Here is a 13,868-nt window from a genome sequence, read left to right as displayed (position 1 = left end):
CCAATGAGCAACACCACCTCCAACCGCTCCGAGGAGCGGGACCAGGAGAACGCAGCTGAGCTCGGCGCCGCCGGCTCCCAGCTCTCCACCGCCCCCCGCGAGGAGTCCCTGGCGAACCTCCCCGCCATGGGCGTCATCGGCTGGATCCGCTGGTTCTGGCGCCAGCTCACCTCCATGCGGGTCGCGCTGATCCTGCTCTTCCTGCTCTCCCTCGGCGCCATCCCCGGCTCGCTGATCCCGCAGAACAGCGTGGACGAGCTGAAGGTGCAGACGTTCAAGGACGCGCACACCGTCGTCACGCCGATCTACGAGAAGCTCCAGTTCTTCGACGTCTACAGCTCGGTGTGGTTCTCCGCGATCTACATCCTGCTGTTCGTCTCGCTCATCGGCTGCATCGTCCCGCGCACCGCCACCTTCGTCGGCCAGCTCCGCAGCCGCCCGCCGGGCGCCCCCAAGCGCCTCACCCGGCTGCCCGCGTACACCACCTGGCGCACCGAGGCCGAGCCGGAGAAGGTCCACGAGGCCGCGCTCGCGATCGTCCGCAGACGCCGCTACCGGGCCCACCTCACCGGTGACGCCGTCGCCGCCGAGAAGGGCTACCTGCGCGAGGCCGGGAACCTGATCTTCCACATCGCGCTCATCGTGATGCTCGTCGCCTTCGCCTGGGGCCAGCTCTTCAAGTACGAGGGTGCCAAGCTGGTCGTCGAGGGCGACGGCTTCTCCAACACGACCACCCAGTACGACAACTTCAAGTCCGGTTCGCTCTACGACGAGGACGAGCTGACCCCGTTCAGTTTCACCCTGGACGACTTCATCGGCACGTACGAGCGCAAGGGGCCGCAGATCGGCACCCCGCGTACGTACGAGGCGCGCGTGACCTTCTCCGACGGCGCGTACGGCAAGCCGCAGAAGAAGGTCATCAAGGTCAACGAACCCCTCGTCGTCCACGGCACCAAGGTCTACCTCAACGCCCACGGCTACGCCCCCGTCATCTCCGTCAAGGACGGCCGGGGCAAGGAGATCTTCAAGTCCGCCGTCCCGCTGCTGCCCCTCGACAACAACGTCACGTCGAGCGGCGCCATCAAGGTGCTCGACGGCTACCGCGACAAGAACGGCAAGTCGGAGCAGCTGGGCTTCCAGGCGTTCTTCGTGCCGACCTTCGCGGGCAAGGGCAAGGGCACCATGTGGTCCCAGTTCCCGGCCGCCGACTTCCCCGTCCTCGCGCTCAACGGCTACCACGGCTCCGTCGGCGTCGACTCCGGCATCGCGCAGAACGTGTACCAGCTGGACACGAGCAAGATGAAGGAGTTCAAGACCGCCGACGGCAAGCAGCTCAAGCAGCGCCTCCTCGTCGGCGAGACGATGAAGCTGCCCGACGGGGCCGGTTCCATCACCTTCGAGGGCCTTCAGGAGTGGGCGAGCTTCCAGATCTCCGAACAGCCCGCCAGCGGCTGGGCGCTCACCGGCGCCATCGCCGCCATCGCCGGACTCGCCGGCTCCCTGTTCATCCAGCGCCGACGCGTCTGGATCCGGGCCGTACGCGGCGCCGACGGCATCACCGTGGTCGAGATGGCCGGGCTCGGCCGCAGCGAGTCCGCGAAGCTTCCCGAGGAGCTGGCCGACCTCGCGGTCACGCTCAACGCCGAGGCGCCCACCGCGCCCGGCACCGACAGCGACGTCGCCGAGGCGTCCTCCGTAGAACCCGCCGAAGGGGCAGAGAAGTGAATCTCGCCGCCGCAACCAACGAGAATCTGGCACACACCAGCAATGTGCTGATCTATTCGTCGATGGCCGTCTACACCCTGGCCTTCTTCGCGCACATCGCGGAGTGGGTGTTCGGCAGCCGCAGCAAGGTCGGCCGCACCGCCGCCGCGCTCACCACCGAGGAGGCCGCCGCGGCGGCCGGGACGGTGAAGGTCCAGGTCGCCACCCAGGGCGGGGGCACCGCCGTCCTGGAGAAGCCCAAGGTCATCACCCGGTCCGCCACCGGCTCGCGGGACGTGCCTGACGGGCCCGGCGCCGCCGGCGGCACCTTCAAGGGCGACCTCTACGGGCGGATGGCGGTCTCGCTGACCGTCCTCGCGTTCCTGGTCGAGGCCGGCGGCGTCGTCGCCCGCGCGCTGTCCGTGCAGCGCGCGCCCTGGGGCAACATGTACGAGTTCTCCATCACCTTCTCCACGGTGGCGGTCGGCGCGTACCTGGTCCTGCTCGCGCTGAAGAAGAACGTCCGCTGGATGGGGCTCCTGCTCGTCACCACCGTCCTGCTGGACCTCGGCATCGCGACCACGGTGCTCTACACCTCCAGCGACCAGCTGGTGCCCGCGCTGCACTCGTACTGGCTGTGGATCCACGTCTCCACCGCCATCATCTGCGGCGCCGTCTTCTACATCGGCGCGGTCGGCACCCTGCTCTACCTCTTCCGCGACAGCTACGAGAACAAGCTCGCGAACGGCCAGGAGCCCGGCGCCTTCGCGCAGTCGGTGCTCTCCCGGCTGCCCTCCGCGTCGACCCTCGACAAGTTCTCGTACCGGGTCAACGCCGCCGTCTTCCCGCTGTGGACCTTCACGATCATCGCGGGCGCGATCTGGGCGGGCGACGCCTGGGGCCGCTACTGGGGCTGGGACCCCAAGGAGGTCTGGTCCTTCATCACCTGGGTCGCGTACGCCGCCTACCTGCACGCCCGCGCCACCGCCGGCTGGAAGGGCCGCAAGGCCGCCTACCTGGCCCTGGTCGCCTTCGGCTGCTGGCTGTTCAACTACTACGGCGTCAACATCTTCGTCACCGGCAAGCACTCGTACGCCGGCGTCTGACGCACCGCACGACGACAGCTGCCCGCCTCCGGTCCGCCGGGGCGGGCAGCGGTCTTTCCCCGGGGGAGGGGCAGCGCATGACCATGCACGACGACCAGGTGGACGTGACCGCAGGGACCGTCGCGGCCCTGATCCGCGACCAGTTCCCGCAGTGGGCCGGCGAGGCCGTCCGCCCCCTGGCCTCCACCGGCACGATGAACACCATCTTCCGCATCGGCGACGGCCTCTCCGCCCGCTTCCCGCTGCACCGGGCCGCCCCCGCCGAGGCGCTGGCCGCCCTGGAACGGGAGGCCCGGGCGGCCGCGGAGCTGGCGCGCGTCTCCCGCTTCCCCGCCCCGGAACCGGTCGCCCTCGGCGCGCCCGGCGCCGGTTACCCCATGCCCTGGGCCGTCCAGACCTGGCTGCCCGGAGCCAACGGCTTCGACGCCGACCCGGGCGGCTCCGACGCCTTCGCCCAGGACCTCGCGGACTTCGTCGCCGGCCTCCGGGACGCCGACACGCGGGGCCGGTCCTTCGGCGGACAGGGGCGCGGCGGGGTGATCGCCGACCACGACGGCTGGATGGCCACGTGCTTCGAGGGGAGCGAGGGCCTGCTCGACGTGGCCCCGCTGCGCGCGCTGTGGAACGGCTTCCGGGAGCTGCCGCGGACGAGCCCCGACGTGATGAGCCACGGCGACCTGATCCCGGGCAACGTCCTGGTCCTGGGCGGCCGGCTCGGCGGCGTCCTCGACACCGGCGGCTTCGGCCCGGCCGACCCGGCGCTGGACCTGGTGGGCGCCTGGCACCTGCTGGGCCCGGGCCCGCGCGAGGTGTTCCGGCGGGCGCTGGGCTGCGACGACCTCGACTGGGAGCGCGGCAGGGCGTGGGCGTTCGAGCAGGCGATGGGCCTGGTCTGGTATTACGCGGAGAGCAACCCGCCGATGAGCGCCCTGGGCCGTCGCACGCTCGCCCGCCTCCTGGACCCGGCGGTTGCCGTCTAGGAGGCTTCCTCCGTGCCGTTCTCGCGGCGCTTCAGCTCCTCCTCGCGGCGGCGCAGGTCCGCCTCCCAGTCCTTGAGCAGTGCCTCGTCCTTCTTGTTCTCCTCCTTCAGCGACTTCAGGAAGTCCGGGTTGTCGTCCGGAGCGACCCACTGCTGACGGTGGTTGCGGTGCCACTCGGAGGGCGTACGGCCTCCGGCGGGCGCCTGGCGGACCTTGCCGGCGGCCAGCCAGACGATCGGGCCGACGATCCAGAACAGCAGGATGATGAAGACCCAGGCGATCTTCGGCAGGTGCTTGGCCTCGTCCTCCGGGGTGTTCAGGCAGTCGATGAACGCGAAGATCGTCAGCGCCAGCGGCAGAAGGTAGATCAGAGCCCGGAGCATGGTGGAAAGGTCCCCCCGAGGAGAGTTGGCGGGGCTTTTGCCCCGCCCCGGTGACGGGCCCAGGGTAGCGGGTGGCCGATACTTGTCCGTATGGCTTACGACGATCTTCGATCCCTCCTCCGGGCTCTGGAGCGCGAGGGCGAGCTCAAGCGCATCAAGGCCGAGGTCGACCCGTATCTGGAGGTCGGTGAGATCGTCGACCGGGTGAACAAGGCCGGCGGGCCCGCGCTGCTCTTCGAGAACGTCAAGGGGTCCTCGATGCCCCTGGCCATGAACGTCTTCGGCACCGACAAGCGGCTGCTCAAGGCGCTCGGGCTGAAGTCCTACGGCGAGATCAGCGACAAGATCGGCGGGCTGCTCCGGCCCGAGCTGCCGCACGGCTTCGTCGGGGTGCGGGAGGTCTTCGGGAAGCTCGGGTCGATGGTGCACGTGCCGCCGAAGAAGGTGAAGGGCGAGAACGCGCCCGTCCAGGAGGTCGTCCTCACCGGCGACGACGTGGACCTGGACCTGCTGCCCGCGCTGTTCACCTGGCCCAAGGACGGCGGCTCCTTCTTCAACCTGGGGCTCACCCACACCAAGCACCCCGAGACCGGCATCCGCAACCTCGGGCTGTACCGGCTCCAGCGCCACGACCGGCGCACCATCGGGATGCACTGGCAGATCCACAAGGACAGCCGCAACCACTACCAGGTCGCCGCCCGGCGCGGGGAGCGGCTGCCCGTCGCCATCGCGTTCGGTGCGCCGCCCGCCGTCACGTACGCCTCCACCGCGCCGCTGCCCGAGGACATCGACGAGTACATGTTCGCCGGGTTCCTCCAGGGCAAGCGGATCGAGATGGTCGACTGCAGGACCGTGCCGCTCCAGGTCCCGGCCAACGCCGAGGTCGTCATCGAAGGCTGGCTGGAGCCGGGCAAGACGCTGCCCGAGGGGCCGTTCGGCGACCACACCGGGTTCTACACCCCGCAGGAACCGTTCCCCGCACTGACCATCGACTGCGTGACCATGCGGAAGCGGCCGCTGCTCCAGTCGATCGTGGTCGGCCGGCCGCCGACCGAGGACGGGCCGCTGGGACGGGCCACCGAGCGGTTCTTCCTGCCGCTCCTCAAGATCATCGTCCCGGACATCGTGGATTACCACCTGCCGGAGGCCGGCGGCTTCCACAACTGCGCGATCGTCTCGATCGACAAGAAGTACCCGAAGCACGCGCAGAAGGTGATGAGCGCGATCTGGGGCGCGCACATGATGTCGCTGACGAAGCTGATCGTCGTCGTGGACTCCGACTGCGACGTCCACGACCTGCACGAGGTGGCCTGGCGGGCCCTCGGCAACACGGACTACGCCCGTGACCTGGTGGTCAGCGAGGGTCCCGTCGACCACCTCGACCACGCCTCGTACCAGCAGTTCTGGGGCGGCAAGGCGGGCATCGACGCGACGAAGAAGTGGCCCGAGGAGGGGTACACGCGGGACGGGGGCTGGCCGGACATGGTCGAGTCGGACCCGGAGACGGCGGCCCTGGTGGACCGCCGGTGGAAGGAATACGGACTGTGAGCGCAGCCGAAGCGACCCTGGGATCGGGGCCCGCGCAACCGAACAGCAGGGTGAAGGCGTTCCTGCGGCTCGTGATGATCGAGCACTCCGTCTTCGCGCTGCCCTTCGCGTACATCGCAGCCCTGACCGCGATGTTCCAGGACGGCGGGTCGGTCCAGTGGGGCACGCTGCTGCTCGTCACGATCGCGATGGTCGGGCTGCGGACGTTCGCGATGGCCGCGAACCGGATCATCGACCGCGAGATCGACGCCCGCAATCCGCGCACCGCGGGCCGTGAGCTGGTGACCGGCGCGGTGTCGGTGAAGTCGGCGTGGACCGGGGCGCTCGTCGCCGTCGTCGTGTTCCTCGGGGCCGCCGCCCTGCTGAACCCGCTCTGCCTGGTGCTGGCGCCGGTCGCGGTGGTCCCGATGGTCGTCTACCCGTACGGCAAGCGGTTCACGAACTTCCCGCACGCGATCCTGGGGCTCGCCCAGGCCATGGGCCCGGTCGGGGCCTGGCTCGCGGTGACCGGCAGCTGGTCGGGGGACGCGGTGATCCTGGGGCTCGCCGTCGGCATCTGGATCGGCGGCTTCGACCTGATCTTCGCCTGCCAGGACGTGCAGGCCGACCGGGCGCACGGGGTGCTGTCCTTCCCGGCGCGCTTCGGCATCCCGGCCGCGCTGTGGGGCGCGCGGGTGTGCCACGTGGTGACGACGGGCCTGCTGGTCTGGTTCGGCCTCGCCACGGACGCGGAGGTCTTCTACTGGATCGGCATGGTGATCGTCTCGGTCGCCTTCGTGTACGAGCACCGGGTGGTGCGCCCGCACGACCTGTCGCGGCTGAACCGGGCGTTCTTCTCGGTCAACGGCTTCATCGGGATCGCGCTGTTCGTCTGCGCGCTGCTGGATCTGGTGGTGCGCGGACTCACGGTGTGAGCGGTGCCGGATAGGCTCGGGGGTGTGGATTCCCGGTCTTCAGTGAGTCAGCAGCAGCGAATGCCTTGGATTGTCGGGGTTTCCGGCGCTTCGGGCACGCCATTCGCCGCCGCGGTGCTGCGCGGCCTGCTGGCTGCGGGGGAGAGCGTGGATCTGGTCGTGAGCCGGGCCTCGCGGCTGACGATCCTGGACGAGACCGGGATCTCCTACCGCGACGCGCACTGGCGCGAGGACCTGGCGGCCTGGCTGGCGCGGGGTGCGGACGGCAAGCCGGAGACCTTCGACGTGGACCTGTCGGGGGTGCGCCACTGGGCGGCCGGTGATCTGGCCGCGGGGCCGTCCTCGGGGTCGTATCCGGCCAAGGGGATGCTGATCGTCCCGGCCTCGACGGCGTGCGTGGCGGGGGTGGCGCTCGGGCTGTCGAAGGACCTGTTGCAGCGGGCGGCGAGCGTGACGCTCAAGGAGCGGCGGAAGCTGGTGGTCGCGGTCCGGGAGACGCCGTTGAGCGGGCAGACGCTGAAGCAGCTGGTGGCCCTGGACGAGGCGGGCGCGGTCGTGCTGCCCGCCTCGCCGGGCTTCTACGCGGGGGCGACGCACATCCAGGATCTGGTGGACTTCGTCGCGGGGCGGGTGCTGGACGCGGCGGGTGTGCCGCACCGGCTGTACCGCCGCTGGGAGGGGGAGCTGGGTGGCGGCTCCCCGGGCTGACCGGGTGGTCCGGGCTTTCCGGAGGTCAGCGCTTCTTGGGCGCGCGCCGGGGGCCGCGGATGCGGTCGACCCGGAGGGCGGCGGCCGGGTGGTGGGCACGCGAGCGGTTGGCCAGGTCCTGAAGCTCGCGCATCCGGGCGTAGGCCATCTCGATCGTGTACACGGTGTCGTCACTCCTGAAGATTCGTAAGCGATTTTTGGTTGTGCGAGAAGATTTGCAGGCTTCAACGCCTGCGCGCCTTAGATTCTACACGTAGACTTGCGGTACTGCTGAACAATGGAAGGTTTCAGTCACATGGACGCGGTGGACAGGCAGCTCATCCAGGCCCTCCGGGAGAACGGCAGGGCGTCGTACGCCGAGCTCGGGCGGCTCGTCGGGCTCTCCGGGCCCAGCGTCACCGACCGCATCAACCGGCTGGAATCCGCCGGTGTCATCACGGGCTACCGCGCCACCGTCGACGCGGCCTCGCTCGGCCTCGGCGTCACGGCCCTCATCGGCATCTCGCTCTCCGACGCCGCCGACCACGAGGACGTGGCGCACCGGCTGAAGGACCTCGCGGAGATCGAGGACGCCTGGTTCATCGCGGGCGACGACTCGTACATGCTCAAGGTCCGGGTGGGCGACGTGGACGGCCTGGAGAAGACGATCAGCCGCCTCAGCTCCACGAAGGGCGTCTCGCGCACCCGTACCACCATCGTGCTCTCCACCAAGTGGGAGAACCGGGTCGGAGACCTCCCCGAGGAACGCTAGCGCCCCTCCCGGCAAGCTTTGCCCCGTCGCGCCGCCCAGCACGCACGCTCGCCGCGTTGGCCAAAAGCCCTGGTAGCTCCTTCCCCAAGCTCTTGACGAGCAGGGGAGACCCCATCCAAGGGCTTTTGGCCGCCTTGCGATCGCACGCACTGGACGACGCTCCTTGCGGGGCAAACGTTGCCGGTCGGAACGCTAGGCGTACGGTGGCTGGGTTCGGTACGGCGAGGAATTGAGGAGCACTGGTGGACGCGGGACTCAAGCGCGAACTGGAGCAGAAGGTCGAAGCCGGTGAACGGCTGAGTCGCGAGGACGGGATCGCGCTCTACGAGTCCGACGACCTGGCCTGGCTCGGCGGGCTGGCCCACCAGGTGCGCACGCGCAAGAACGGTGACGTCGTCCACTTCAACGTCAACCGTCACCTCAACATGACCAACGTGTGCACCGCCTCGTGCGCGTACTGCTCCTTCCAGCGCAAGCCGGGGGAGAAGGACGCCTACACGATGCGCATCGAGGAGGCGGTGAAGCTCGCCAAGGCGATGGAGGGCGAGAACCTCACCGAGCTGCACATCGTCAACGGGCTGCACCCCTCCCTGCCGTGGCGGTACTACCCGCGCTCGCTCAGCGCGCTCAAGGAGGCGCTGCCGCAGGTCTCCCTGAAGGCGTTCACCGCCACCGAGATCCACCACTTCGAGACCATCTCCAAGCTCTCCGCGTCGGAGATCCTGGACGAGCTGATCGAGGCCGGTCTCGAATCGCTGACCGGCGGCGGCGCGGAGATCTTCGACTGGGAGGTCCGCCAGCACATCGTGGACCACAACACCCACTGGGAGGACTGGTCGCGCATCCACCGGCTCGCCCACGAGAAGGGGCTGAAGACGCCGGCGACCATGCTGTACGGGCACATCGAGGAGCCCCGGCACCGCGTCGACCACGTGCTGCGGCTGCGTGAGCTCCAGGACGAGACCGGCGGCTTCCAGGTCTTCATCCCGCTGCGCTACCAGCACGACTTCGTGGACATGAAGGACGGCAAGGTCCGCAACAAGCTCCAGGCGCGGACCACGATGGCGACCGGCGCCGAGGCGCTGAAGACCTTCGCCGTCTCCCGGCTGCTGTTCGACAACGTGCCGCACGTCAAGGTGTTCTGGGTGATGCACGGCGTGCAGACCGCGCAGCTCGCGCTCCAGCACGGCGCGGACGACATGGACGGCTCGGTCGTCGAGTACAAGATCACGCACGACGCGGACAACTACGGCACGCCGAACAAGCTGACCCGCGAGGACCTGCTCGACCTGATCCGGGACGCGGGCTTCCGGCCCGTCGAGCGCAACACGCGGTACGAGATCATCCGCGAGTACCCGGGCCCGGACGCGGAGCGGCGCGAGTCGCCGCAGCCGATGCGGGTCTGACCCCGGCGCGCGCCGCGCGCGCGACGCTGCACGTACGAAAGCTCCGGCCACCGTCCCCGGCCGGAGCTTTCTCGCGTTCCGGGCCCGGTTGAACCTGCGGCCTGTAATAGTTAATCTGCGCCTATGGCTCTTACATTTGAGGTGGACCCGACCTACGACCGGCCCTTGCGGGAAGGCATCGTCACGCTCTGGACCGATGTCTCCAACGCGGGCGGAGCGGTGGGCTTTGTGCCGCCGGTGTCGGAGGCGGACATCCGGCCGGAGCTGCTCAAGCACCAGGTCGCCCTGACCGAGGGGCTGACCCGGCTGGTCGTCGGCCGCGACGAGGAGGGGCGCGTCGCCGCCACCGCGTTCCTCACGCTCAACACGCACCGGCTGATGCGGCACTGGCTGTGGGCGTACACCGTCATGGTCCACCCCCGCCACCAGGGCCAGGGGTACGGCCGCGATCTGATGGAGGCGGTCGCGGAGGCGGCGCGCGCGACCGAGGGCATCGAGGCGATCCGGCTGACCTGCCGGGGCGGCACCGGCGCCGACCGCTTCTACGCCGCCTGCGGCTACAAGGAGGTCGGGCGCGTCCCCGGGGCGATCCGGGTGGCCGAGGGCGACGACCGGGACGACGTCTTCATGCTCCTGCCGCTGGGCTGAGCGTTCGGGGCACGGCCCAGCGAATCGATCGATTGCGGGGCATGCTTCACTGGTCGGGCAGGACTGTCGTACGTAGAGAGAAGGCCAGCTGTGTCCGCTGCCAAGCCGAGCGCAACGATCCGGTACACCGCGATGCGTCTCAGCATCTTCGTCGGCTGCTTCGTCGTCGCCGCCATCGCCGTCCACTTCGGGGTGATCCCGTCCGGGGTCGGCGGGTCCAACGTCGTCTGGGTCATCCTGCTCGCCCTGGTGCTGTCCGCGCCGCTGAGCTACGTCCTGCTGCGCAAGCAGCGCGACGAGATGTCCGAGCAGATCGTCTCCTCCGTCGACCGCGCCAAGGCCCGCCTGGAGGCCAACCGCACGCGCGAGGACGGTGTCACGCAGTAAAGGGAACGTAAGCTTCCTCACACGCCCCACCTTTTTCCGTCGAACCCCGGCACGGGAGCAGTCGCTCCTGTACTGGGGTTTTTCGTGCATCCAGGCGGAGTTGGGGATTCCGGGCGGCCGGGGGCCGGTGCGGAGCGCTCTCTCGTATCAAAGAAGACCTTTGAGGTTCTCAAAGTTCAAGTGTTAACGTGTTCGGCATGAAGACTGATGTGCGCCTCCGATCTGCCACGAGCGTCCCGCTCGTGGAGCGCCTTCATGTCGATCTCTGCCGCTGTATGTCCGCGGTCTGTTGCCGCAACGTCTGATACCGGCACCATGCAGCGGCGCCGCCCCTGACGCGGGCGCCGCACCCCCGTCCCCCGCACACCGTCCCCGTGCGTCCCGATGCGTCACATCTGGAGTGTGTCCGTGTCCGCGAACCCCGCGTCCACCGCCGAGAAGCCCGCGGGCTCCGGCTTCCGCATACCCAAGGTCCCGTTCTGGGCCCAGATCGTCGCCGGTCTGGTCCTCGGTGTCCTGCTCGGCTGGCTCGCCCGCAGCCAGGACATCGACTGGCTGTACACCACGCTCGACAAGGTCGGCCACATCTTCGTCCAGCTGCTGAAGCTGGCCGTCGCGCCCCTCGTCTTCTTCGCGATCCTGGTGTCGATCACCAACCTGCGCAAGGTCAACAACGCCGCCCGGCTGGCGACCCGCACCCTGCTCTGGTTCATGATCACCTCGCTGATCGCCGTGGCCATCGGCCTCACGATCGGCCTGATCACCAACCCGGGCTCCGGCACCGGCCTCACCCCGAAGGACGGCAAGCTCCCCGAGCACGCCGGCTCCTGGCTCGACTTCCTGACCGGCATCATCCCGGACAACGTCATCACGCCGTTCGCCGAGCTGAACGTCCTGCAGATCGTCTTCATGGCCGCCGTCGCCGGCATCGCCGCCCTGAAGCTCGGTGAGAAGGCGCAGCCGATCCTCACCCTCAGCGAAGCCGTCCTGGAACTCCTCCAGAAGGCCCTGTGGTGGGTCATCCGCCTCGCCCCGATCGGCACCGTCGGCCTCATCGGCTACGCGATCGCCGACTACGGCTGGGACCTCATCGGCAAGTACGCGACGTTCACCGCCGACGTCTACATCGGCTGCGCCCTGGTGCTGTTCGGCGTCTACCCGCTGCTGCTCGCCACCGTCGCCAAGCTGAGCCCGCTCCAGTTCTTCAAGGGCGCCTGGCCCGCGATCCAGCTGGCGTTCGTCTCGCGCTCCTCGGTCGGCACCATGCCGGTCACCCAGAAGGTCACCGAGCGCCTGGGCGTTCCGAAGGAGTACGCCTCCTTCTCCGTCCCGTTCGGCGCCACCACCAAGATGGACGGCTGCGCCGCGATCTACCCGGCGCTCGCCGCGATCTTCATCGCGCAGATCTTCGACGTGCAGCTGGGTGTCGGTGACTACATCCTGATCGCGTTCGTCTCGGTCATCGGTTCGGCGGCCACCGCCGGTCTGACCGGCGCCACGGTCATGCTGACGCTGACCCTGTCGACCCTGGGCCTGCCGCTGGAGGGCGTCGGCCTGCTGATGGCCATCGACCCGATCCTGGACATGATGCGCACCGCCACCAACGTGGCCGGCCAGGCGCTCGTCCCGGTGATCGTCTCGGCGCGCGAGAAGATCCTGGACCACGACGCCTACAACTCGGCCTCCGCCTCCCCGGTGGACGAGGACGAGGTCCGCGACACCGAGCCGGAGCGCGTCCCGGTCGCCGCCTGACCGCCTCGCGTCACCTGAGGGCCCCTTCTCCCGTGCGGAGGAGGGGCCCTCGGCATGGCGGCGTACGACGGGGTCCGCGCGGGCCCCGTACCCTTACCGGGGAGTAGTGCTGCGGGGGCGGGAGGAGTCGGCGTGGGTGCTGTGCGGAACAAGCGGATGCCGCGGGCGGTGCGCGAGCGGCAGATGATGGACGCCGCGGTGCAGACGTTCGGGCAGCGGGGATACCGGGCCGCCTCGATGGACGAGATCGCCGAGCTGGCCGGGGTGTCGAAGCCCCTGGTCTACCTGTATCTGAATTCAAAGGACGAGCTGTTCACCGCGTGCATCCGGCGCGAGGCGCAGGCGCTGCTGGCCGCCGTGCAGGGGGGTGTCGAGCCCGGACTTCCGGCCGACCGGCAACTCTGGGAGGGGCTGCGGGCGTTCTTCACGCACACCGCGGAGAACCCGGACGGCTGGGCGGTGCTCTACCGGCAGGCGCGGACGCACGGGGAGCCGTTCGCCACCGAGGTCAACGTGATGCGCGAGGAGATCGTCGCGTTCGTGACCGGTCTGATCGGCGCCGCCGCCCGCGAGGCGCACCACGACCCGGCGCTCCCGGACCGGGACGTGGCGGGCCTCGCGCAGGCCCTGGTGGGCGCCGCGGAGGCGCTGGCCGGGTGGGCCAACGAGACCCCGGGCGTCTCGGCCCGGGAGGCGGCGGCGACGATGATGAACTTCTCCTGGGCGGGCCTGGAGAACCTGATGAACGGCCGCCCGTGGCAGGCGCCTAGCCCGTAGTCCCCGTGAGGTGCACCCGCGCCCCGTCCTCGCCGCCGCGCAGCTCGAACGCCGTGCCGTCGGTGGCGTACGTGACGGTGCCGGGCAGCAGGACCGGGGCGCGGAAGTCGGCCCGTACGGTGCGGAGGGTGGCCGGGTCCGGGATCTCGGCCAGGCAGCGGGCGACGGTCCACATGCCGTGGGCGATGGCCCGGGGGAAGCCGAAGAGCCGGGCGGTCAGCGGGTGGAGGTGGATCGGGTTGCGGTCGCCGGAGGCCGCCGCGTACCGCCGTCCGAGGTTGCCGGGGAGCCGCCATTCGGCGACCTCGGGGAGCGGTGTGGAGGGTTCGCCCTTCGGGGCCGCTTCCGTACGCGTCGCGTGCCGGGACAGGTAGCCGCTGCGGGACTCCCACACCAGCGCGCCCGCGAGCCGCGCCTCGGTCACCACGGTGACCTCGGTACCGCGCCGGTGCGGGCTCAACTCCTGTGCGTACACGGTGAGTTCCAGCTGGTCCTCCGGCTGGAGGGTGCGGTGGGCGGCGATCTCGATCCAGGTGTGGACGAGGCCGGTGACCGGGAGCGGGAAGTCGCGGCGGGTCATCAGCCGCATGGCCTGCGGGAACGCCATCACGTGCGGGTACGTCACCGGCAGCGGCCCGGTCGCCGGGAAGCCGCAGATCGCGCGGTACGCGGCCAGGCGTCCGGGTGCGAGGGGCGCGGCTGGCAGCCGGAGGCGGTCGGCGGGGAGGGTGGCGCCGGGGCGTCCGGCGCGCTTGAAGGGCGAGGTGAGGGCGCCCCGCGCCAGTGAGAGGGTCAGGCTCATCG

At 69.9% G+C, this 13,868-nt stretch carries 15 protein-coding genes; 12 read left to right on the top strand and 3 right to left on the bottom strand.

The genetic code is table 11. The features are described 5' to 3' along the window. The first annotated feature begins 3 nt into the window (after window positions 1–3). The 3 genes from resB to ACZ6C6_RS22105 all read left to right on the top strand — a co-directional run bounded on the left by resB (window position 4) and on the right by ACZ6C6_RS22105 (window position 3,790). Window positions 4–1,725 (top strand): cytochrome c biogenesis protein ResB, encoded by a 1,722-nt coding sequence (resB, locus tag ACZ6C6_RS22115; RefSeq protein ID WP_469204977.1) that lies wholly within the window; start codon window positions 4–6, stop codon window positions 1,723–1,725. Next, on the top strand, window positions 1,722–2,810 hold the full coding sequence (ccsB, locus tag ACZ6C6_RS22110) for a c-type cytochrome biogenesis protein CcsB (protein ID WP_469204976.1): 1,089 nt from the start codon (window positions 1,722–1,724) through the stop codon (window positions 2,808–2,810). The genes resB and ccsB overlap by 4 nt, the downstream gene beginning before the upstream one ends. A 77-nt stretch (window positions 2,811–2,887) precedes the next feature. Further along, on the top strand, window positions 2,888–3,790 hold the full coding sequence (locus ACZ6C6_RS22105) for an aminoglycoside phosphotransferase family protein (RefSeq protein ID WP_469204975.1): 903 nt from the start codon (window positions 2,888–2,890) through the stop codon (window positions 3,788–3,790). Here the strand turns inward: ACZ6C6_RS22105 and ACZ6C6_RS22100 are convergent. Beyond that, complete coding sequence (locus ACZ6C6_RS22100) at window positions 3,787–4,173, bottom strand: PLD nuclease N-terminal domain-containing protein (protein ID WP_265543636.1); 387 nt, start codon at window positions 4,171–4,173, stop codon at window positions 3,787–3,789. The genes ACZ6C6_RS22105 and ACZ6C6_RS22100 overlap by 4 nt on opposite strands. A 90-nt stretch (window positions 4,174–4,263) precedes the next feature. On the opposite strand from ACZ6C6_RS22100, the gene ACZ6C6_RS22095 reads away from it, so the two are divergent. Genes ACZ6C6_RS22095 through ACZ6C6_RS22085 form a run of 3 tightly spaced genes read left to right on the top strand, consistent with a single transcriptional unit; the run spans window position 4,264 to window position 7,343 of the window. Next, on the top strand, window positions 4,264–5,721 hold the full coding sequence (locus ACZ6C6_RS22095; RefSeq protein ID WP_469204974.1) for a menaquinone biosynthesis decarboxylase: 1,458 nt from the start codon (window positions 4,264–4,266) through the stop codon (window positions 5,719–5,721). Next, the gene (gene mqnP / locus ACZ6C6_RS22090) at window positions 5,718–6,635 is read left to right on the top strand and encodes a menaquinone biosynthesis prenyltransferase MqnP (RefSeq protein WP_469204973.1); all 918 of its coding nucleotides are present in this window, start codon (window positions 5,718–5,720) and stop codon (window positions 6,633–6,635) included. Before ACZ6C6_RS22095 ends, mqnP begins: the two co-directional genes overlap by 4 nt. A 42-nt stretch (window positions 6,636–6,677) precedes the next feature. Beyond that, the gene (locus ACZ6C6_RS22085; RefSeq protein WP_265543643.1) at window positions 6,678–7,343 is read left to right on the top strand and encodes a UbiX family flavin prenyltransferase; all 666 of its coding nucleotides are present in this window, start codon (window positions 6,678–6,680) and stop codon (window positions 7,341–7,343) included. A gap of 25 nt (window positions 7,344–7,368) precedes the next feature. Here ACZ6C6_RS22085 and ACZ6C6_RS22080 read toward each other — a convergent pair whose 3' ends face one another. Further along, a complete protein-coding gene (locus tag ACZ6C6_RS22080; protein ID WP_469204972.1) occupies window positions 7,369–7,506 on the bottom strand; it encodes a hypothetical protein in 138 nt (45 codons plus the stop codon). A gap of 132 nt (window positions 7,507–7,638) precedes the next feature. Between ACZ6C6_RS22080 and ACZ6C6_RS22075 the strand changes: the two genes are divergently transcribed. From ACZ6C6_RS22075 to ACZ6C6_RS22050, 6 genes are all read left to right on the top strand, one after another. Further along, complete coding sequence (locus ACZ6C6_RS22075) at window positions 7,639–8,094, top strand: Lrp/AsnC family transcriptional regulator (protein WP_361033830.1); 456 nt, start codon at window positions 7,639–7,641, stop codon at window positions 8,092–8,094. A gap of 242 nt (window positions 8,095–8,336) precedes the next feature. Next, on the top strand, window positions 8,337–9,500 hold the full coding sequence (mqnE, locus tag ACZ6C6_RS22070) for an aminofutalosine synthase MqnE (protein WP_018104321.1): 1,164 nt from the start codon (window positions 8,337–8,339) through the stop codon (window positions 9,498–9,500). Between the two features lie 123 nt (window positions 9,501–9,623). Further along, window positions 9,624–10,148, top strand: a complete 525-nt coding sequence (locus tag ACZ6C6_RS22065) for a GNAT family N-acetyltransferase (protein ID WP_469204971.1) — start codon at window positions 9,624–9,626, stop codon at window positions 10,146–10,148. A 132-nt stretch (window positions 10,149–10,280) separates the two neighbouring features. Continuing rightward, window positions 10,281–10,535 (top strand): DUF4229 domain-containing protein, encoded by a 255-nt coding sequence (locus tag ACZ6C6_RS22060; protein WP_469205033.1) that lies wholly within the window; start codon window positions 10,281–10,283, stop codon window positions 10,533–10,535. Between the two features lie 408 nt (window positions 10,536–10,943). Next, window positions 10,944–12,287 (top strand): dicarboxylate/amino acid:cation symporter, encoded by a 1,344-nt coding sequence (locus ACZ6C6_RS22055; RefSeq protein ID WP_469204970.1) that lies wholly within the window; start codon window positions 10,944–10,946, stop codon window positions 12,285–12,287. Between the two features lie 156 nt (window positions 12,288–12,443). Continuing rightward, the gene (locus ACZ6C6_RS22050) at window positions 12,444–13,064 is read left to right on the top strand and encodes a TetR/AcrR family transcriptional regulator (RefSeq protein ID WP_469205032.1); all 621 of its coding nucleotides are present in this window, start codon (window positions 12,444–12,446) and stop codon (window positions 13,062–13,064) included. Here ACZ6C6_RS22050 and ACZ6C6_RS22045 read toward each other — a convergent pair. Beyond that, window positions 13,054–13,866 (bottom strand): MaoC/PaaZ C-terminal domain-containing protein, encoded by an 813-nt coding sequence (locus tag ACZ6C6_RS22045; RefSeq protein WP_469204969.1) that lies wholly within the window; start codon window positions 13,864–13,866, stop codon window positions 13,054–13,056. The two genes, ACZ6C6_RS22050 and ACZ6C6_RS22045, sit on opposite strands and share 11 nt — an antisense overlap. Window positions 13,867–13,868 lie beyond the last annotated feature (2 nt).

This window comes from Streptomyces sp. NPDC041814 (genome assembly GCF_055590565.1).
This window is presented reverse-complemented; position numbering and strand designations above follow the sequence as displayed.